The organism is Dermabacter sp. Marseille-Q3180, from assembly GCF_940792985.1.
GTDB classification, from domain to species: Bacteria; Actinomycetota; Actinomycetes; order Actinomycetales; family Dermabacteraceae; genus Dermabacter; species Dermabacter vaginalis.
The window spans coordinates 196,861-215,766 of the sequence record NZ_CALNWU010000004.1 but is presented as its reverse complement, the minus strand read 5'-3'; the positions used below and the strand labels follow the sequence as shown (position 1 = coordinate 215,766).

The window sequence follows — 18,906 nt, the reverse complement described above, 5'->3', positions numbered from 1 at the left end:
TTGGTTGTTTCGGTGGTCATTGCGTTGGGGAAACGCCCGGTTCCATTCCGAACCCGGAAGCTAAGCTCAACTGCGCCGATGGTACTGCACTCGGGAGGGTGTGGGAGAGTAGGACACCGCCGAACTACTCGTTGTGGGTTGAGCCCCGGCCGTCACGGCCGGGGCTCCCCGCATTTAAAGTCACGAGAACCCCCGACCTTAGGCGTGGGGCCTTCTTTTTGTCTAGCTGCCGACGTTCGCGTCACCCTCATGTTTCCAACGACGTTGTCTACCTGAGGGAGAGCCGGCCAGCTGATCGCATGAGCTCTTGCGGTCGTGGGACCCGATCGGCCGTTAGTGCATCGAGGAGAGAAGCTGATCGCCCCACCTTGCAACCGACGCGAGATCTTCCGTCCCTGAGACGATAATGAGCACTCCCGCGCACGAAGACACCGCCAGCAGCGGCGAGCACGAGGAGGGTTTCACGCCAAGCCCCAGAGCTACCCAAAGCGCAGTTTCGGGAGCTTGGCGTTTGACCCGCCCTGAATAGTCATCGTCGTTCTATTTCGCTATGCACGACCTAGGTGATGAGATGAGCGCCTTACCCCATCTTCGAAATGAATTCGTCGCCCCAGGCGGTAACGTCTTCTGCGCTCAGTGTCCCGGTGTTCGCGCCGATGATGTAAACGAGTGCGCCGGAAGAATTCTGTTTGAAGCACGTTTGGGTGTTGTCGGAGACGGATTGGCACGTCCAGCTGCCTACGGTCTTCTTTTCCCCACTTCCGTACTTTGTCAACATTTCCTGGGTTTCCTTATCGCTGATGATCGAAGCGGAGTAGACGAGGGTCATATCCTGGGAGACGTAGGTTCCGCCAGCGTCACCGATTCCGGTATCGCCGAATGAGGGATCGAGAGTTGTCGAGTCAACCTGTTGAGGAAGGTTCCCCGACGCTGCTTTGCCTCCACCGCCGGGCTGCGGAGCGTCTCCACCGCCTTGTCCCGGCTGGGGGTTATCCCCGCCGCCTCCGGGCTGTGGAGCGTTTCCACCACCAAGTCCCGGCTGGGGGTTATCCCCGCCGTCCCCGGGTTGCGGGTTGTTGCCCCCTGCGCCAGGCTGGGGGATGTTCTTTCCGCCGGGCGCGGGATTCGGAGCAGGGGCCTCACCCCCGTTGCCATTCTTATTGCCCTTGTCACCCTTGCCACCGCCGGAGCTCTTGAGGTCCTTTTCCGCGGAGCTCACTTCTGAGGCGGGAACCTCTTTTTTGTCGTTGCCGTTTAGGAGCGTGTATGCGAGGGCGCCTCCACCGACCAGGAGAGCGAGCAGGAGGAGAACACCGCAGCCGATTCCAACCCACAGTCCAGTCTTGCTCTTCTTCTGTGGAGGCATACCGCCACCGGGGTATGTCGCGGGCTGGTTGTATTGCCCCTGGAGGTTGCCCTGATCGTATGCAGGCGGCTGGTTGTAGCCCTGGTTGCCGTTCCGATTTGCACTCGAAGCGGCACCTGGCTGCCATTCGTTGTTGCTCATGTATGTTCTTTCTACTGTGCTGGGTCGCGAAGGTGCGAGGTGCGGATGGGACGTGTCGCAGGCGCAAATATAGGCGCAGCTGTCGGTGAGTATTACACATCACAGCGAAGGAAGCCTAGGGGTGGCCGCGTCGAGTTTGCGCTGGGAGAAAAAAGAACCGAACGGCGAGGTCGAGTGGACTCCCGTCAGCCTTGCCTAGGCTTCGCATATAACGCGATGCGTGTTGACGTGGTGGTCGATGTTGTGCGGCAACCGTCGGAACTACTCGTCTTGCTTCTTGGCCTTGTGCATTTCGGCCACGAATGCATCGCACCACCTCGACGATTCGATCGACGCAATGCTCGTGGAGTGCACAACGATGAGGCCTATCCCTTCGATCGTTCCTACGCACCCACTGCCAGTAGCGTCTACGCCACATTCAAGACGCCCAAGTTTGTGGCGGTCCTCGAGCGAATCGAGAAGCGCCTGACCCGAGCCGTCATCCGCGTTTTTGACACCAACGTTGTACCTAGTTCCGTTCGGGTGTTCGTAGACTGCATCGATGTCGTACCCGTTTTGACTCTGCCCCGGAGGCACGGAGGTCACGAGAGTCGTGGACCACACGGCTGCGGGCTCGCCTGCCTGCGGTTCAACCTGGGGGTGCAGTGTGCCGCCGATCGATGTGGCCGGGGCCTCGGCGGCAGGATCGCTGCTCTGAGCGTGCACCGGGGTGGGTGTACCCGCGCCCTCGTTCTTGCCTTGGGTGGCAAGGGTCCACACGAGTCCTCCGCTTGCAAGTACGAGGACGAGGAGCAATACCGCGAGCGCTAGCGCGAGCCAGAGATTCAGGCGTGAGTGCCTGGGCGATGAGACTTGCCGATAAACGTTGTTCATTCGATGGGCTTCTGCGATTCTTCCGCGAGTTGATCGCCGAACTGTGCAATCTCGTTGAGGTCCTTTACTCCGGAAGCCATGATGAGCACGATTGCGCCGCCGGGGCCTTGCGCGTAGCAGTCGCCACCGCTGTCAGCGAAGGCATCTTCTTGGCATTTCCAGTTCCCGATTTGCGTGCCGGTCGCGTCGATGTCTTGGACCCAAATTTTGCCGTTTTCAGGATCGTTGAATACTTGGACCCAGAAAGATGCGGTGCTGTTCGGCGAGGAGTAAGCCTTTTCCGTGTCCCCGAAATTGAACGGCGGCAGGGTGGAATCGACTTTGAACTCACCTACCTGATCCGGCGGCACATAGCCGCCGCCAGCGTTCGGTCCAGGGGCGGGATCTGGACCACCCGGTTTCGGGTTCGGTCCCGGGTTCGGCTGTGGTGCCGGATCGGGCCCTGGAGCCGGTGCCGGGTTTGGCCCTGGAGCCGGTGCCGGGTTGGGATTTGGTTGGGATCCGCCGGGGTTCGGTTGAGGTTTCGGCGCCGGCTCATCCCCACCGTTATCGCTTGCCGGGGGCTTGGGCTTTGGCTGCGGAGCGGGTGCGCTTGTGCTGGTTCCTTCGTTCGGTTCCGACGCTTTCTTGTCCTTACCGTTCAAGAGCATGAAGGCGAGAATCCCGCCCGCGATGAGAAGAAGAACGAACACGATCCCCATCCCGATCGCGACCCACACGAGGGTCTTACTTTTTTGTGGTGCCGCGCTGTTTGGGTACGTCATCGTGTTCTCCCTGTGTGATGGCTGTGGCGTGCGACTACTTCATTTGAGAAAGGAGCTGGTCGCCCCAGGCAGCCACGTTCTCCATCGGAAGGCCGCTTGCGGCCCCGGCACTGATGTACACCAGCTTGCCATTGGGCCCGGTCGCGTAACAGCTGCCGCTGATATCGGAGGTTTGGGCGCACTGCCAATTTCCGATGGCTTTCTTTTCACCGGTCGAATATTTGGTGAGCATCTCTTGCATGTCGGAGTCGGTCACGATCGACACGATATACACCGTTTGTTTGTCGGGCGACATGTACCCGGCCTCCTCTTCACCGAGGCCTATCCCGGACACCGACGGGTCTGCTGTCAGGTCGCCGACCTTCGGCGGGAGACTTCCCATGCCCGCGCTGCCGCCCCCGTTACCGCCGGGGTCTGGGGCGGGGACGCCGCCGGGGTCTGGGGCGGGGACGCCGCCGGGGTCTGGGGCGGGGACGCCGCCGGGGTCTGGCGGGGTTGGCACCGGGGTCCGGTGCAGGGGCCGGTTTGGGGGTGTCGCCGCCTGTGTCGCTTCCGCCGGCGTTTGGTGCAGGGGCGGGTGCGGCGGCACTCGTGGTGGTGTCATCTTTGGGTTCCGACGCTTCCTTGTCCTTACCGCTCAACAGCACAAAGGCGAGCACGCCACCTGCGATGAGGAGCAGAATCAAGAGAGCACCGCACCCGAGACCGATCCACAGGCCCGTTTTGCTTTTCTTCTCGGGAGGCATCCCGTTCGCATACCCCATCGAGGACGCGTCATTGGGTATTTGATACTGGGGTGGCTGCTGGTATTGAGGTGCCTGGCCCGTGGGATCGGGCGCTTGCTGCCAATCATTGTTGCTCATTGAGTGCTCCTATAAATTGATCGCCCCATGCGGCGAGAGTTTTGAGGTCACTGGTTATGCTCGCGATTGCGACATAGCCGTGAGTGTCGTCTTGTGTCACGCATCCGGAGAGCGATCCGTTTTCTTCGGTAACGCATGTCCACCTGCCGATCTTCTGGGCGCCGGGGAGGTCCTTCGTCACGCTCGCGGCGGTGCGGTCGGCGTTCTTACCAGCCCCAACTTCGACCTGGGTACCGTCGGATTTCTCGTAAAGCGCGTGAATGTCAAAGTTTTGCGGCGGCTGGTGCGGTTCGTCCGACTGGACGAGGACAAAGTCTGCGAACTGTTGGGGCTCCCCACCTCGCGCTTCGACGGGCGTGGGTTCGCCGTCGGGGCCGGGTTCTGGTTGCGGTGCGGGTGCAGGTGTGGGGTCCGTTTCGTTGCCGCCGTCGTTCGGGCCGGGCGCTGGTGTCGAACTTTCGCCACCGCTGGTCTCGCTGGGATTCGGGGCGGGAGCCTCAGCGGAGGTCGTTGCCGTCTCGCTCTCCTGTGACTTCTTTGAGTCGTCACCGCCCATGAGGGTGAGGGCGAGGGCTATGCCGCCCACAATGAGGGCCAGCAGCACGAGGCAGCCGCAGCCGAGGCCGATCCACAGGCCGGTTTTGCTCTTTTGGGTCGGTGGCATGCTTTGCGGAAGGCCGCTGTAAGGTGAGGGTTGCGCCATCAGCTCGCGCCTCCCGCGGAGATGAACTGCTCGCCAAAGTTCGCGAGAGTCTGTGCGTCTGCATCACCGATGACCTTGATGACGTTCGTGCCATTGGTGGATTTCACGCAGATGCTCTCGTTGCCCGACGCACCCCCATAGAAGGGGCCGCACGTCCAGCCGCTGATCTCCTGGGCGCTTCCGCTCAGGGTCAGCATATCTATCTCGTCTTCGATCGGTGCGAGGGGGTTCTCAGCACCGGAGACGATGATTTGGCCGGTCGAGGAAGTATAGGTGGCGCCGTAGTCGGCGCCGACGACGTTGTCTGTTGCGACTTCACCCAGGGTGTATTCTCCAACCTGCTGAGGCAGATTGGAGTTGCCGCCATCAGGGGCCGGCGCAGGGTTGTCGCCGCCACCGTTGGGGGCAGGAGCGGGATTGGGTGCTGGGTTGTCGCCGCCGCCGTTGGGAGCGGGGTCGGGAGCTGGGTTGTCGCCGCCGCCGTTGTTCTGGCCGGGTGCCGGGGCCGCGGCCGATGTGGTTGTGCCGCCGTCGCCCGAATCCTTCGGGTCGTCCCCGCCCATGAGCATCACTGCGAGCGCGATGACGCCGATCAGGAGCGCCAGGAGTACGAGGCAGCCGCAGCCGAGGCCGACGTACAGGCCAGTTTTGCTCTTTTTCTCCGGAGGCATCGCACCCGGGTACCCCATAGGCGGTTGCCCTTGCGGCGCTCCTTGACCGGCTGGAGCCTGGTTCCACTGATTGCTCGACATATGCGTAATCCTCATCGGATGGGGCGGTGTGCGCACGCGCACAAGGGATAGCGCAGCACACTGTAATGCAGGCCGTGCGACAGTATTACACATCACACCGAAGGAATACTAGGGGCCGCCCTAATCTTCTCCGCGGTGCTGTTGGGGTGCGCCTCTGCAGTGTTACTTGAGGTTCTCCATGAACTCATCTCCCCAGGCCGCAATGTCGTTGAGGTCGGCGTCGGTGTTGATCGGGACGATGAGAATCCTGCCGCGCTCATCGTCCGCCGTGCAGACATTCATCTCGAATTGCGTTCCGCACGACCAACGCCCAATGGTCTGTGGGTTCGTGAGGTCGGCGACGTCCTCTTCGAATGTGCGACCCGGATCGTTCTCGATTCCAATCTCGTATCCGTCGCCGCTCTCATCTTCGTAGCGAGCGCGCACGACGTAGTCGAACTTTGGATCTTCGCCGCGGGCCTCGGACATGACGAGGCGTGTATCGCCCACCGTCTCGGGCTCACCCGATTTGGGGGTGACAGCCTCGGAGTGTGAAGCGCCCGAGGAGCCCGACGCTTGCTCGCCCGAATTGTTGAGCAGCACATAGGCGAGGATCCCGGCGCCCGCGAGTGCCGCGAGCACAGCGAACATGCCACCGCAGCCAAGTAGCACCCAAAGAAGAGTGTTGTTCTTGCGTGCCGGGGATGCAGAGGGGGGATTGAGGTGACCCATTGGTGGTTGCATGGCACAAGGCTAAAGGGAGCCAGCTTCGCTTGCGGTCTATTTGTGGAAAAGACTCTTTTTGCCGAAGACCGGCTCGCTCGTGACGAGCACGCCAAGCGCGCGGAACACCGATTCATCCACCGAGCCGAGGATCGTCGTGGTGTGCACGTCGCAGCCGCGCAGATTTTTAATCTGTGCGAGCGCGGCGGCGGCATTCTCGTCGCTTCCCGCGGAGACCGATAGGGCGATGAGCACCTCGTCGGTGTGCAGGCGCGGGTTGCGTGACCCAAGGTGATCGACCTTGAGGGTCTGGATTGGCTTGATCGATTCGGGGGACAGCAACAGCGCATCCTCGGGAATTCCCGCGAGATGCTTGAGCGCGTTGAGGAGCATGGCAGCGGAAGCACCGAGCAGATTTGAGGTCTTTCCTGTAATCAGGGTGCCGTCGGAAAGTTCAAGACACGAAGCGGGCGCACCGGTTTTTTCGGCAAGTGCGAGGGCGGGCTGCACGGTGGGGCGGATCGTTTCCTCCACGCCGAGTTTGGCCATCACGAGCTTGATGCGCTGCGATTCGCTTGCGGGTAGTTCGAGCTTCTTTTCGGAGACCCGAGCCTTGTAGTAGCGGCGCACGACCTCTTGCGTGGCAGCCTCGCGGCACGCGTCATCATCGGTGATCGCGTAGCCCGCCATATTGACGCCCATGTCGGTAGGGGAGGAGTAGGGGCATTCGCCAAGGATGCGCTCGAGGAGGATCCTGAGCAGCGGAAAAGCCTCAATATCGCGGTTGTAGTTCACGGCCTTTTCGCCGTAGGTTTCGAGGTGGAACGGGTCAATGAGATTCACGTCGTCGAGATCCGCCGTTGCCGCCTCATAGGCGAGGTTCACGGGGTGCTCGAGCGGAAGATTCCAAATCGGGAACGTCTCAAACTTTGCGTAGCTTGAATCGATCCCGCGCTTGTGATCGTGGTAGATCTGCGACAGGCACGTCGCGAGCTTGCCCGACCCCGGCCCCGGCGCCGTCACGATAATGAGGTCGCGCTCGGTTTTCGCCCACTCGTTTTGACCAAGCCCCTCCTCGGACACGACGAGGGTCGGGTCCGGGTAGCCCTTGATCGTGCGGTGGCGCACGACCGTCAAACCGAGCCGCTCCATGCGAGTTTTAAACTGCGACGCCGCCTCGTTACGATCGTCCATTTGCGTGAGCACGATCGTGTTGACGAGGAAACCGCGCTCGCGGAACACATCCACGAGGCGCAGAACGTCCTCCTCATACGTGATGCCGAGGTCGGCTCGCATCTTGTCGTGTTCAATATCGTGGGCGTTGATGGCGATAAGGATCTCGAGCTCGTCCTTCAGCTCATAGAGCATCGCGATCTTGTTATCGGGTGTGAACCCGGGAAGAACCCTCGAAGCGTGCAGGTCGTCGAAAAGTTTGCCGCCCATCTCGAGATACAGCTTCCCGCCGATCTGAGCGCGCCTTTCGGCGATGTGCTTCGACTGCAGCTCGATGTATTTTTCGGGATCAAAACCTTGCGTGCGTGCCATGCGAGCCTCCTGCGATGAGATGAGAAAAATGAGGGGGCCGGTGGCATACGACCTGCATGTGCAGCCCTCGACATCTTAGGGCACGAGCGGGGGAGTTTCCAGGACCTTTGAGGTCCGACGGTCCCCGCGCGTGCCCGCGATGCCTACTCTTTCGCGGTGGCTTGAGCTCTCAGCCCTTCACGGAACCGCTCATCATGCCCGAAATGAAGTACTTCGACAGCAGGATGTACACGACGAGGGTGGGAGCCGAAGCAAGAAGTGCGCCAGCCATCGACACCCCGTAATTGGTCAGCAACGCGCCGTTGGCGAGGTTGTTGAGGGCGAGGGTTACCGGGCCGTTCATCGGCGTCGCGAAGAACACCGCGAAAAGGAAGTCGTTCCACGCATTCGTGAATTGCCAGATCATGACCACCACGAAACCGGGAATCGAGATGGGCAGCGCGACGGACCAGAACGTGCGGAGCATCCCCGCGCCATCAACCTTGGCGGCTTCGATGAGCGATTCGGGAACCGTCTCGAAGTAGTTGCGGAAGATAAGCGTACAGATCGGGATACCGAACACGACGTGCACGAGAATAAGCGAGGGAACGCCCGAGTCGATGGGTAGAGCAAGCACGAGCGAGAGCAGGGGAATCATCACGGCCTGATAGGGCAAGAACATGCCAAACAGGAGGAACGTGAAGACCAGATCCGCCCCGGGGAAGCGCCAGCGAGACAGTACGAAGCCGTTCATGCATCCGAGAGCCGAGGAGATGATCGTCGAGGGGATGACCATCGCAAACGAACGCCCCATCGCGGGCGAGAGCGTTTCCCAGGCTTCCTCCCAGTTTTCAAGCGTCCACTCGCTCGGCAGCGCCCACGCGCGGGCGGCCGAGGCATCGCCGCTCGTTTTGAAGCTCGTGACGATGAGGACGTAGACGGGAATCAGGACAAGGACGACGCCGATGAGGAGAAGGGCAAGGCGGACGAACCGCCACGGGGAAACCGAGGAGGTGTTCACGACTGACGCTCCCTGTGTTGCTGAATGAGATAAGGAACGATGAGGACGCCCACGATGATGAGAAGAATCGTGCCGACGGCAGCCGCGTTCGCGTAGTCGAAGCTCGACTTAAACACGAACATGTCCACGGCGGGGATCTTGGTTTGGTAATTCGAGGGTTTCGAGATCGACATGATGAGGTCGAAGCTCTTGAGGCTCATGTGCGCGATGATCACGAGAGCACTCATGATGATGGGGGTGAGCTGCGGGAAAATCACGTGGCGGTAGATCTGCCACTCGCTCGCGCCATCCATGCGGCCCGCTTCACGAAGCTCATCGGGAACGCCGCGGAAGCCAGCGAGAAAGAGCGCCATGACATAGCCGCTCAGCTGCCAAATCGCCGGAAGGGCGATTGCGGCGATGCCCCACGTGATGTTGTTCCACCAAGGGTTTTGGAGAAAGCCGAGACCCACCATCTGAAAGAGGCGGTTCAGTCCGCTTGCACTCTCGCCCTGGTTGGAGTTGAGGAGCCAGCGCCACACCACACCCGAGGCCACGAAGGACACAGCCATGGGGAAAAGGTAGATGGTTTGGAACACTCGACCACCTTTGATGGGGCGGTCGAGAAGCCACGCCCACACGAATCCGGTGATCATCGCGCCGCCCAAGAACACCGCCGTGAAAATCACGAGGTTCATGAGTGAGTGGCGAAAATCGGGGCTCGAGAGAAGAGCGATGTAGTTATCGAGGCCCACGAACTTACTGGGTTGCACGCCGTTTGCTTGCGCTGCCGTGTGGTTGTCCGTGAGAGAGGTCCATACGTTCTGCGCCATAAGCACGTAGACGAAGATCCCCACGAGAATGAGCGAAGGCGAGATGAGCAGCAGGGGCGCCGCATACTTTTTCATGCCTGGTCCTAGGGTGGAAGTGGCATCGGTGGGGGCCGGGCGAGCGTCGGACATGAGATCCCCGGCCCCGAAACCGATGTGAAAGCGGAGCTTACTTCTTCATGTTCGATTCGGCAGCGGACACGAGCTCGGCCTGGAACGCCTTGGCGTCGGTCGCGCCGGAGGTGAACTTGCTCGTTGCGTCGGAAATCGCGTTGAGCCACGCGACCGAAGTTGCCGCACCGTGGGCGATCGAGGCGCAGATCTTGTCGTGCGCGAAGGACTCGAGCGCAGTCTGCTGATACGCCGGGAACTTCGAGACATCAGCGTCGGTGCGCGCCGGGATCGAGCCCTTGGCAAGGTTGAAGGCTTCCTGGCCTTCAACGGACGAGATGGTCTTGAGCCACGCCTTCGCGTTGTCGGCGTGCGGTGCGCCTACGGGCAGGGTGAAGGAGTCCGCGAGGAAGCCGAAGATCTTGTCGCCAGAGGCGGCCGAGGGCACCTCGAAGTAGACATAGTCCTTCATGTCTTCCTTGCCGGCTTCCTGGAATGCCGCAACGGCCCAGTCGCCCATGACGTTGTAGGCGGCCTTCTCGTCGATCACAAGGGCGGTCGCTTCGGGCCAGTCGAGCGAATCTCGGTCGGAGTTGGTGTAGCCCACGAGCTTCTCGAACGCCGCGATCGCAGTGGCGACCTCCGCACCTGCCCAGTCAGTCGAGCCGTCGAACAGACCGTTATAGGCGTCCGCGCCGAGGTGGGACATGAGCACTGCTTCAAGCAGGTTGACCTGCGTCCACGGTGCCGCGAGAGAAAGCGCGGTGACACCCGCAGCCTTGGCTTTTTCGAGGTCGGCGAGCCAGGCATCGAACGTCTCGGGAACAGCCTTCGGGTCGATACCGGCCTTTTCGAGCACGGCTGCCGACGCCCACACGACATTCGAACGGTGAATGTTGGACGGCACCGAGTAGATCTTGCCATCCACCGTCAGAAGTTCGACCAAGCTTTCAGGGAAGGCCTTGCGAAGGTCAAATTCGTCGTAGAGCCCAGAGACGTCTTCGATCTGGCCAGCATTGATGTAATCGGTCAGCTCGCCACCGGCGTGCGCCTGGAAAGTATCGGGCGGATTCTTGGTCTGCAGACGCGACTGGAGCATGTCTTTTGCGGCGCTGCCCGCGCCACCCGCGACGGAGCCATTGACGAACTTAATCTTGGGGTTTTGTTCGTTGAATACCTTGACGAGAGCATCGAGGCCAGCTTTCTCCGAGCCCTGGGCCCACCACGTGAACACCTCGACGGAGTCGTCCCCGCCAGCGGAACCGCCACCGGAGGAGTTGGAACATGCCGCGAGCGCGCCAAGCGCAATACCAGCGGACGTGAGAGTGAGGAAAGTCCTCCGTGCGATCATTGCTGTTCTCCTTTAAACAACAGGGGCGTCATTGCCGAGTGCCGCGAGCCGGCGGCCTAATTGTAGTCACACTGCGGCCTATGATCCAATCCTCACGGTTGGAATGTTGTAAGTGCCGGTCCCGCACGGGCGCGGCGCATCGGCGTGATTACGATGAGGTGGCATCGTCAGTAGAGAACAGAGACCGCGTCCGCCTAGGGCGCAAGAGGGAGAGAGCGTGACGACATACCGAGGTGTTGCCGTAAGCGCCGGCCGCGTCATCGACCCGGTCAAGGTCATGGCTCCTCCCGTGTCGGAGCCGGAACGCGGTGCGGCGATTGCCGAAGACGAGCCCCGCGAGTTGGAGGCTTCCCGCATTACCGAAGCAGCTGCCGCGGTGAAGGCTGATCTCGAGGCACGTGCCGCACGTGCGAGCGGCGACGCCAAGGCCGTTCTCGAAGCAACGGCACAAATGGCGGCAGACCCAACTTTGACCACGAGCGCCGAGCAACTCGTACGCGGCCAGGGCTTCAGTGCCGAGCGAGCCGTGTGGGAGGCCGGTGACCAGGTCCGGGCGATGCTCGAAAGCCTGGGCGGCTACATGGCTGAGCGCGCGAGTGACGTCAGGGACGTGCGCGCGCGCATCGTTGCGCAGCTTCGCGGCGTTGAAGCCCCCGGCATTCCCGTTTCCGAGGACCGCTTTGTTCTCGTGGCGCACGACCTCGCCCCCGCCGACACCGCGGTGCTCGACCCGAACATCGTGTCCGCCCTCGTCACAGTCGACGGTGGCCCGCAGTCCCACACGGCAATCCTCGCGCGCCAGCTCGGCATTCCCGCCGTGGTTGCCGCGAAGGGGGTCGATGAGATCGAGCCGGGAAGTGTCGTGTACGTCGATGGTGCCGCCGGAATCGTCACGAGTGAATTTGGGGAGCGCGAGCGGGAACTTTCCGCAGCGTGGTTCGAACTCTCGAAAAACCCGCTCACCTACGAAGGCGGGGGAGCGAGGCTTTCCGACGGTACTCGCGTTCCACTGCTTGCCAACGTGGGAGGTGAGAAGGACGCCGCCTTCGCCGCCGAGGCCAACGCCGATGGCGTGGGGCTTTTCCGTACCGAATTTTGCTTCCTCGACCGCGATGAGGAGCCGAGTATCGAGGAGCAGGCTGAGGCGTATGCGGGGGTGCTTCGACACTTCCCGGGCAGGAAGGTCGTGATCCGCACACTCGACGCGGGAGCCGATAAGCCCCTGCCGTTTCTCACGGACGACGAAGAGCCGAACCCTGCACTCGGTGTGCGCGCCTACCGCACGTCGTGGGAGAAGCGCTCAGTACTCGAGAATCAGTTGAAGGCAATCGCTCAGGCGAGCGCCATGGCCGATGCGGAACCGTGGGTGATGGCCCCCATGATCTCGACGCTCGAGGACACCGAGGATTTCGTGGCGATGGCGCAAGAGGCGGGCGTGAAGCGCGCCGGCATCATGGTGGAAACCCCGAGCGCGGCCCTCACGAGCGATCATCTTATGGCCGTGGCCGACTTCGCCTCGATCGGCACGAACGACCTCACGCAATACACGATGGCCGCCGATCGCATGCTCGGCTCACTCGCGAAGCTCAATGACCCGTGGCAGCCCGCCGTTCTCGCACTCGTGGGGGCAACGGCGACGGGCGCGCGGGTCGCGGGCGGCGACCCCGAAGCGTTTGGCGACGGTGCGAACAAACCCGTAGGCGTATGTGGTGAAGCTGCGGGCGATCCCGCGCTCGCGGTTGTCCTCGTGGGGCTCGGCGTGAACTCGCTATCGATGACGCCGCGCTCCCTACCCGCGGTGGCAAAGGTTCTTTCGACCGTGTCGCTCGATCAGGCGCGCGAGCTCGCCCGTATCGCGGTAAGCGCACCGACTGCGGCCGAAGGCAAGCAAACCGTGCGCGCAAAACTTCCCATCATTGACGAGCTTGGGCTGTAGACGCCCTCATGAACGAAAGAGAAAGGGCACGCCGTGTGACGTGCCCATTCTCTTTGCAGTGGAAGTATGCGGTGCCTCAGGCCTGCGCGTCGAGATCCGTCTCGAGGAGTTCCGCAAGAGCGTTGATTGACTCCTCCGCGCCATCACCCTCGGCGCGCAGCACGACCTCGTCGCCGTGGCCAGCCCCGAGTGTCATGAGCATAAGGATCGAGGAAGCATCGATCGGCGCACCGCCGACCTTCTCGATCGTCACCTTCGCGGGCTGCTCACCCGCGGCCTTCGAAAAAATAGCGGCGGGGCGGGCATGGAGCCCGGAAGCGGCCGCAATCTTAACGGTGCGTTCTGCCATGATGTGCCTTTCGACGAGCCGGCCTGCCGCGCGGGCAAACACCAGCGGATAAAGATGAGTGAGGCCACCCTACCGAATGACGCTGCAGGTCACCTTGTCGGGAATATCAGGCGCGGGGAGCGCTCACAGACCGCGAGTCTCCTCGAAATCCGGATCGAACACCGCAAGGACCTCGAGCGGAGCCGCCGCCTCGCGCAGTGCTCGCCGGCGATCCTCCTCCGCGAACACTTGCGAAATTGCCTGAAGCAGCATGAGGTGCTCATCGCCAATACCGGCGATCGCCACGACATACGAAACCCGCTCCTCGCCATCATCGCCCCACGGAATCGGCTCGTCGTACTTCACGACGCTCATCGCCGTGCGATGAATGCTGCGCTTCGCCTCGCTCGTCGCATGCGGCACCGCGACGCCATGACCCATGAACGTCGAAACCTCGGCCTCGCGCTCATGCATCGCTTCCACATACGCCGGATCAATCGCCTCGAGCTCCACGAGCAGATCGCCCGCCTCCTCGATCGCCTCGCTTTGAGTACGAGCGAGACCCGGGACACGAATCGCATGCGGCGAAAGAATGACCGACTCACCCGAGGCCGAAGGGGAGCCTTTCCCGTGATCGCGCGTCACATCGCATGTCCACCGCGGAGCCGCGTGCTCCGCCCCTTCACGACGTTGTGAAATGTTCATGACCCACGCCTTTCAAAAGAAGCTTCACCTCAAGTCTAGGTGGCGTCGGACCCCTCCGCCTCCGGAAAAACGAACCTGCCATACGTGAAATACCGGAACGTTGTGGAGACCACCTGGCCGATAAACGTGCCGCTCACGTTATCCGCGAGGGGCGAATCGAGGCCGAGCACATAGCGGGAAAAGCCCAGGCAGCCGAGCTGCAGTGCGCTCGCAATGACGTTCACGATGATGAACGCGAAAATCGATTGTGCCGTGTGCGGCTTACCGCGATCGCCGTACGTCCAAAAGCGATTCCCAAGGTACGTGAGGCAGCTGGCCGCCGCGATCGTCACGATCTTCGCCACGATTGGGCTGCCGTGCATGAGCCCTTCGCCCCAGCCGTGCACCGGATCCCAAAACACCAGGGCGTTGTACATGGCCGCGTCGAAGAAGAACACGAGACCGCCCACGAAGAGAAACTTCGAGCCGCGCAGCGCATGCGCAAGAGCGGCAGCTTTCGAGGGGGAGTCCTTCGCGGTCACGCCCCAACATTACAGGCCGTGCCGGGGCAAGGAAATGCGGCTAGGGTGGGTTTATGGGACGAGTGACAGCATCGACGCGACTTACACGCATACGGGTCCGAGACGGCAAGCTTTACCACTCCGAACGGCCCGATAGCGTCGCCGTTGAAGAGCCGCTCGACATTCGCCTCAACGGCCAGCAGCTTTCGATGACGATGCGCACCCCCGGCCACGACGTTGAACTCATCCACGGCTTCCTCCACGCCGAGGGATACATTACGAGCCGCGAAGACGTTCGCGAAGCCCGCTACTGCGACGGTGCCGTTGTTGAGGATGATTCCGGTTTCGAGCGCAACACCTACAACGTCATGGACTTCACGACCCGCACCATCGCCGCGGCACCGGTGATCACGAAACCCTTCCTCACGTCGAGCGCGTGTGGCGTGTGCGGTTCGGCCTCGATCGACCAGGTGACGAAGCGGGTTCGGCACGATTTTATTTCGACGTTTGCCATGCAGCCATCACACCTTCTTCGCGCGCAGCGCGAGCTTGGCGATGGCCAGGCGGCATTCTCAAAAACCGGTGGCGTGCATGCCGCTGCGCTCCTTACTCCCGAGGGTGAGCGCCTTGTGCTGCGCGAAGATGTGGGCCGCCACAACGCCGTGGATAAGGTCATCGGCTGGGCCCTCCTGGAGGACCGTCTCCCGCTCAGCGACACCGTACTCCTCGTAAGCTCGCGCGCCTCCTTCGAAATCGTCCAAAAGGCCGCCATGGCCGGCATCGGCTTCATCGCGTGCGTGAGCGCACCCTCGTCCCTCGCGATCGATACCGCCGCTCGGCTCGGCATCACGCTGTGTGGGTTCGTGCGCGGCGAAGGCGACGGCGAGGATGTTGAGGGTCGCTTCAACGTGTACTGCGGTGTCGAGCGGATAGATCTTTCGGAAAGTGAGAGCTAGGGGTTGACAATCTTTCGTAGATCCTCGATCCTATAGGAAACGTGTTTTCAATGAGGAAGGGACGAGGATGTTCAATCCCGAAAACTGGCCCATTGGCGCCAGCATGCTGTCATTCGGTAACCGAGGCCCAAACGGTGAACACATTAATGACGCACCGGCAGAGTTTTGGGCCAAAACCTTGCGCCAAGTGAAGGCCCTCGGCATCGACGCGATTGACCCCACGGATGCATGGATCGACCTCGCGGCTTTGAGTGACGAGCGACTGGACGAATTCAGCGATGTACTCGACGACACCGGCGTTAAAGTCATCTCGCTCTCTATGTCTCGCCGCTCTATCGCTCATGAGGCCGACGGTGAAGCGCACCTCGAAACCGCGTTCAAAAACGTCGAGATCGCTAAGCGTTTGAACGTTCCCGTTCTGAACATTGGTTACTTCGGTCCTCTTACTTCTGCTCAAGAGGAAGCAGCGTGGTTCTGGTACGAGGAGGGCTACAAGTGTGATCCCGCTCGCCGGGATTTGGCACTCGATCGGACTCGAGAACTCGGTAATCACTGCAAAGAGGCCGGTGTGGAACTGAGTCTCGAAATGTATGAAGATACCTATGTTGGCACCGCCGACGACGCGGTCTCATTCATTACTGATCTCAACCACGAAGCCGTCGGCCTTAACCCCGATATAGCGAACCTCCAGAGACTCCACCAACCCGTAGAGTATTGGGAAGACGCTTTCATGAAAGTTCTTCCCTACACGAACTTCTTCCACGTGAAAAATTATTTGCGCGACTATGACCCTTCAACGGGGGCTTATTTTAGTGCGCCTGTTCCAATGAAATACGGAATCATCAATTATCGCACGGTGTTCCGGAAAGCTCTTGAGCTTGGCTATTCCGGTCCAATCCACTGTGAGCACTATGGCAATGATGCCATCGCAGTCATTGCTGAAAACATCCGGTACACGCGCGAAATTCTCACCTCATTGAGTGTCTAACATTTCCGCTTGGGTAAATCTCTGAGTCGAAAAGGAATCTTGTGGCTATCAGGCGTCCAGTTCTCCGCGACGAGGTGGAGGGCATGCTTCTGCGCCGGCTCCTCGCTTCACAGTGGGAGCCTGGCCAGAAGCTGAGTATTGATGGGCTCGCCCGTGAATTGGAAGTGTCACCTACACCCGTTCGTGAAGCACTGGTATCGCTCGAGCATTCCGGGCTTGTCGAATACAAAACGCTTAAGGGCTACGTAGTTGCTCCGAAGCTTGACAGTGACTCTGTGCGCGAACTGATTGAAGCGCGCCTTGTCATCGAGCCGGTTGCCATTCGCAAGGCCTACGAAGGTTGTTCAACGTTCGGCTCGCGGCTCAAGTCAGCCTTCGAGAACCATGTGGATCGGCTGCGCGACTATGAGGACGGCGATGACCCCGACTTCCAGTTGGCTGCAGATCACCACCGCTTGGATGCTGAGTTTCACCACGTATCCTTCGAGTGCGCGGGCAACCGTTACCTGCTCAAGATCATCGATACTCTTCAGCCCTTGAGTCACCGTATGCGTCAAACATGGCACGGCAGCGAAGGCGCTATCGGCTTCGATGCGTTGGACGCATTACGTGAGCACAAGATTATCCTCGACCAGGTTGTTGCTCAAAACATCGAAGGGGCCCAAGAGGCCCTCCGTGCCCATCTGCTTGCTGTCCAGGACAGGTCCTTGAGAGCAATCAAAGGTCAAACCTGATTGATCCCGACGCGCAATAAGGAAGTTGCACAATGACCTACATCTATGATGACCCTAAAGATTTCCCCGCCGACTCTCTACGCGGGTATGAGGCCGCATTCTCAAATCAAATTCTTCGTGTCCACGGCGGTGTTGTGCGCACCGATGAAACACCAAAAGGCGAACCTGCTCTTGTTGTAGGTGGTGGAAGTGGACACTATCCAGCTTTCGCAGGATGGGTCGGATACGGAATTGCTCACGGAGCTCCTTGCGGCAACATTTTTGCGTCGCCGAGCAGTGAGCAGGTCTACTCGGTGGCGAAGAACGCCGAAAACGGTGGCGGCGTCATCCTCGGGTTTGGAAACTATGCCGGCGACGTGCTCCACTTCGGGGTTGCAGCTGAAAAGCTCCGTGCAGAGGGTATTGATGTGCGCATCGTCAAGGTTAGCGATGACATTGCGTCAAACACCCCGGATAAGCATCGTGATCGGCGAGGAATTGCTGGTGACCTCCCCGTCTTTAAGATCACGGGGGCAGCAATTGCCGAAGGCGCGGACCTTGATACCGCTGAGGCTATTGCGTGGAAAGCGAACGATGCGACTCGATCGCTTGGCGTCGCATTCGATGGGTGCACGCTTCCAGGTGCAGAGGATGCGCTTTTTCATGTTCCTGAAGGACAGATGGCGGTTGGCTTAGGAATTCATGGTGAGCCCGGGGTTGAGGAAGTTCCGTTGGAACCGGCCTCGGAGCTTGCCAGGCGGTTGGTTGACGGTGTTTTGAAAGAGCACCCTGAGATTCAGGACGAGAAGAAGAGGATTGCGGTAGTCCTGAACGGGTTGGGCACAGTCAAGTACGAGGAACTATTCCTTCTATACGGCAAAGTGGCGGAACTACTGTCTGAAGCTGGTTACGCCGTTGTTGGCCCCGAAGTTTCTGAGCATGTGACGAGCTTGGATATGGCTGGGGTCTCGCTCACCGTAGTTCATCTTGACGACGAACTGGAACGGCTCTGGTTAGCTCCCGCAAATACCCCTGCATTTCAGCGTGGTGAGGTTCCCAAGACGCCCGAGGCGCGGGCTCGAAACAATGTGTATGAGCCGGGCGATGACGAGATCCCTGAAGCAAGTGCGGAATCTGTTGAGTCCGCGAGACGAATCGCCGACTTTCTTCAGCAAGTATGTGTGCTGCTTGAAGAGAAAGAAGAGTATCTCGGACGAATTGATTCCGTTGCCGGCGATGGCGATCACGGTAACGGAATGGTGCTAGGCGCACGTGAGGCTGTGAAGCGAGCTAATCGGGCTGTTGAAAAGGGCGCTGGTGCGCGGACGGTTCTGGTGCAGGCCGGTGCTGGCTGGTCCAACGGCGGTGGAGGCACTTCAGGCGCATTATGGGGCGCGCTACTCACGGCAGTCGGCTCCACTTTCAGCGATAGCAGGAAGCCCAGGGACGAGGATGTTCGCAAAGCGCTCGTAAACGGCGTTGACGCAATCGTTCGTCTCGGAGGAGCTCAGGTCGGGGACAAAACGATGGTGTGTGCAGCGGTACCTTACGCCAACGCCATCAAGGAGGCGTCTTCTGAAACCTCTCTTCCCGAGGTGCTTGACAAAGCTGCACAGGTGGCAGAAAGCGAGGCAGATGCAACAAAGAACATCAAGGCAGCCCTTGGCCGGGCCAGGGTTTTGAAGGAAAAATCCGTCGGAACACCGGATCCTGGAGCCATTTCATTTGCGTTGATTTCTCGAGCGCTTTCGAAGTTACGGGAATGGGCCCGATACTGAAGTAAGTAAAACTAAGAAAATT

General features: G+C 60.5%; 19 protein-coding genes and 1 rRNA gene. 6 read left to right on the top strand and 14 right to left on the bottom strand.

The annotated features are described in order from the left end of the window. Positions 1-8 precede the first annotated feature (8 nt). Positions 9-125, top strand: a 5S ribosomal RNA gene (gene rrf / locus NBW56_RS10120). Positions 126-580: 455 nt separating this feature from the next. Here rrf and NBW56_RS10115 read toward each other — a convergent pair. From NBW56_RS10115 to NBW56_RS10065, 11 genes are all read right to left on the bottom strand, one after another. Next, complete coding sequence (locus NBW56_RS10115; RefSeq protein ID WP_250259198.1) at positions 581-1,507, bottom strand: hypothetical protein; 927 nt, start codon at positions 1,505-1,507, stop codon at positions 581-583. A 261-nt stretch (positions 1,508-1,768) separates the two neighbouring features. Then, complete coding sequence (locus tag NBW56_RS10110) at positions 1,769-2,380, bottom strand: hypothetical protein (protein ID WP_074297951.1); 612 nt, start codon at positions 2,378-2,380, stop codon at positions 1,769-1,771. Next, on the bottom strand, positions 2,377-3,144 hold the full coding sequence (locus NBW56_RS10105; protein ID WP_074297949.1) for a flagellar basal body-associated FliL family protein: 768 nt from the start codon (positions 3,142-3,144) through the stop codon (positions 2,377-2,379). The genes NBW56_RS10110 and NBW56_RS10105 overlap by 4 nt, the downstream gene beginning before the upstream one ends. A gap of 34 nt (positions 3,145-3,178) precedes the next feature. Continuing rightward, a complete protein-coding gene (locus tag NBW56_RS10100; RefSeq protein ID WP_250259197.1) occupies positions 3,179-3,439 on the bottom strand; it encodes a hypothetical protein in 261 nt (86 codons plus the stop codon). A gap of 554 nt (positions 3,440-3,993) precedes the next feature. Then, the gene (locus NBW56_RS10095; protein ID WP_250259195.1) at positions 3,994-4,671 is read right to left on the bottom strand and encodes a hypothetical protein; all 678 of its coding nucleotides are present in this window, start codon (positions 4,669-4,671) and stop codon (positions 3,994-3,996) included. 38 nt (positions 4,672-4,709) lie between these two features. Beyond that, the gene (locus tag NBW56_RS10090; protein ID WP_157457057.1) at positions 4,710-5,462 is read right to left on the bottom strand and encodes a flagellar basal body-associated FliL family protein; all 753 of its coding nucleotides are present in this window, start codon (positions 5,460-5,462) and stop codon (positions 4,710-4,712) included. 162 nt (positions 5,463-5,624) lie between these two features. Next, positions 5,625-6,185 (bottom strand): hypothetical protein, encoded by a 561-nt coding sequence (locus NBW56_RS10085; RefSeq protein WP_250259193.1) that lies wholly within the window; start codon positions 6,183-6,185, stop codon positions 5,625-5,627. A gap of 36 nt (positions 6,186-6,221) precedes the next feature. After that, positions 6,222-7,709, bottom strand: a complete 1,488-nt coding sequence (locus NBW56_RS10080) for a DUF1846 domain-containing protein (RefSeq protein ID WP_250259191.1) — start codon at positions 7,707-7,709, stop codon at positions 6,222-6,224. A gap of 169 nt (positions 7,710-7,878) precedes the next feature. Continuing rightward, positions 7,879-8,709, bottom strand: coding sequence for a carbohydrate ABC transporter permease (locus tag NBW56_RS10075; protein WP_250259189.1), 831 nt, complete (start codon positions 8,707-8,709; stop codon positions 7,879-7,881). Further along, positions 8,706-9,596, bottom strand: a complete 891-nt coding sequence (locus NBW56_RS10070) for a carbohydrate ABC transporter permease (protein ID WP_061212442.1) — start codon at positions 9,594-9,596, stop codon at positions 8,706-8,708. The genes NBW56_RS10075 and NBW56_RS10070 overlap by 4 nt, the downstream gene beginning before the upstream one ends. Before the next feature lie 91 nt (positions 9,597-9,687). Then, on the bottom strand, positions 9,688-10,980 hold the full coding sequence (locus NBW56_RS10065; RefSeq protein WP_250259187.1) for an ABC transporter substrate-binding protein: 1,293 nt from the start codon (positions 10,978-10,980) through the stop codon (positions 9,688-9,690). 217 nt (positions 10,981-11,197) lie between these two features. Between NBW56_RS10065 and ptsP the strand changes: the two genes are divergently transcribed. Then, a complete protein-coding gene (gene ptsP, locus NBW56_RS10060) occupies positions 11,198-12,916 on the top strand; it encodes a phosphoenolpyruvate--protein phosphotransferase (RefSeq protein ID WP_250259185.1) in 1,719 nt (572 codons plus the stop codon). 76 nt (positions 12,917-12,992) lie between these two features. Here ptsP and NBW56_RS10055 read toward each other — a convergent pair whose 3' ends face one another. From NBW56_RS10055 to NBW56_RS10045, 3 genes are all read right to left on the bottom strand, one after another. Beyond that, on the bottom strand, positions 12,993-13,265 hold the full coding sequence (locus NBW56_RS10055) for an HPr family phosphocarrier protein (RefSeq protein ID WP_065247125.1): 273 nt from the start codon (positions 13,263-13,265) through the stop codon (positions 12,993-12,995). A 123-nt stretch (positions 13,266-13,388) separates the two neighbouring features. Further along, on the bottom strand, positions 13,389-13,949 hold the full coding sequence (locus tag NBW56_RS10050) for a PTS mannitol transporter subunit IIA (RefSeq protein WP_250259183.1): 561 nt from the start codon (positions 13,947-13,949) through the stop codon (positions 13,389-13,391). A 35-nt stretch (positions 13,950-13,984) separates the two neighbouring features. After that, positions 13,985-14,470 (bottom strand): GtrA family protein, encoded by a 486-nt coding sequence (locus NBW56_RS10045; RefSeq protein ID WP_250259181.1) that lies wholly within the window; start codon positions 14,468-14,470, stop codon positions 13,985-13,987. A 53-nt stretch (positions 14,471-14,523) separates the two neighbouring features. Here NBW56_RS10045 and fdhD point away from each other — a divergent pair, with 53 nt between their 5' ends. The 4 genes from fdhD (at position 14,524) to NBW56_RS10025 (ending at position 18,884) form a co-directional block, all read left to right on the top strand. Beyond that, entirely contained in the window at positions 14,524-15,405 is an 882-nt protein-coding gene (gene fdhD, locus NBW56_RS10040) for a formate dehydrogenase accessory sulfurtransferase FdhD (RefSeq protein ID WP_250259180.1), read from the top strand. A 67-nt stretch (positions 15,406-15,472) separates the two neighbouring features. Continuing rightward, on the top strand, positions 15,473-16,393 hold the full coding sequence (locus NBW56_RS10035; RefSeq protein ID WP_250259179.1) for a sugar phosphate isomerase/epimerase family protein: 921 nt from the start codon (positions 15,473-15,475) through the stop codon (positions 16,391-16,393). Positions 16,394-16,434: 41 nt separating this feature from the next. Beyond that, positions 16,435-17,127, top strand: coding sequence for a GntR family transcriptional regulator (locus NBW56_RS10030; protein WP_250259178.1), 693 nt, complete (start codon positions 16,435-16,437; stop codon positions 17,125-17,127). A gap of 32 nt (positions 17,128-17,159) precedes the next feature. Next, positions 17,160-18,884 carry a dihydroxyacetone kinase family protein gene (locus tag NBW56_RS10025; RefSeq protein WP_250259177.1) on the top strand — a complete coding sequence of 575 codons (1,725 nt, stop codon included), beginning with the start codon at positions 17,160-17,162 and terminating at the stop codon, positions 18,882-18,884. The last annotated feature ends 22 nt before the right edge of the window (positions 18,885-18,906 follow it).

What these genes read in the sequence shown, in the direction of transcription:
- NBW56_RS10105 (WP_074297949.1), bottom strand. Translation starts at nt 3,144, where the DNA reads ATGACGTACCCAAACAGCGCGGCACCACAAAAAAGTAAGACCCTCGTG.
- NBW56_RS10065 (WP_250259187.1), bottom strand. Translation starts at nt 10,980, where the DNA reads ATGATCGCACGGAGGACTTTCCTCACTCTCACGTCCGCTGGTATTGCG.
- NBW56_RS10070 (WP_061212442.1), bottom strand. Translation starts at nt 9,596, where the DNA reads ATGAAAAAGTATGCGGCGCCCCTGCTGCTCATCTCGCCTTCGCTCATT.
- NBW56_RS10035 (WP_250259179.1), top strand. Translation starts at nt 15,473, where the DNA reads ATGTTCAATCCCGAAAACTGGCCCATTGGCGCCAGCATGCTGTCATTC.
- NBW56_RS10090 (WP_157457057.1), bottom strand. Translation starts at nt 5,462, where the DNA reads ATGTCGAGCAATCAGTGGAACCAGGCTCCAGCCGGTCAAGGAGCGCCG.
- NBW56_RS10050 (WP_250259183.1), bottom strand. Translation starts at nt 13,949, where the DNA reads ATGAACATTTCACAACGTCGTGAAGGGGCGGAGCACGCGGCTCCGCGG.
- NBW56_RS10100 (WP_250259197.1), bottom strand. Translation starts at nt 3,439, where the DNA reads ATGTCGCCCGACAAACAAACGGTGTATATCGTGTCGATCGTGACCGAC.
- NBW56_RS10110 (WP_074297951.1), bottom strand. Translation starts at nt 2,380, where the DNA reads ATGAACAACGTTTATCGGCAAGTCTCATCGCCCAGGCACTCACGCCTG.
- NBW56_RS10080 (WP_250259191.1), bottom strand. Translation starts at nt 7,709, where the DNA reads ATGGCACGCACGCAAGGTTTTGATCCCGAAAAATACATCGAGCTGCAG.
- NBW56_RS10115 (WP_250259198.1), bottom strand. Translation starts at nt 1,507, where the DNA reads ATGAGCAACAACGAATGGCAGCCAGGTGCCGCTTCGAGTGCAAATCGG.
- NBW56_RS10085 (WP_250259193.1), bottom strand. Translation starts at nt 6,185, where the DNA reads ATGCAACCACCAATGGGTCACCTCAATCCCCCCTCTGCATCCCCGGCA.
- NBW56_RS10095 (WP_250259195.1), bottom strand. Translation starts at nt 4,671, where the DNA reads ATGCCACCGACCCAAAAGAGCAAAACCGGCCTGTGGATCGGCCTCGGC.
- NBW56_RS10055 (WP_065247125.1), bottom strand. Translation starts at nt 13,265, where the DNA reads ATGGCAGAACGCACCGTTAAGATTGCGGCCGCTTCCGGGCTCCATGCC.
- fdhD (WP_250259180.1), top strand. Translation starts at nt 14,524, where the DNA reads ATGGGACGAGTGACAGCATCGACGCGACTTACACGCATACGGGTCCGA.
- NBW56_RS10025 (WP_250259177.1), top strand. Translation starts at nt 17,160, where the DNA reads ATGACCTACATCTATGATGACCCTAAAGATTTCCCCGCCGACTCTCTA.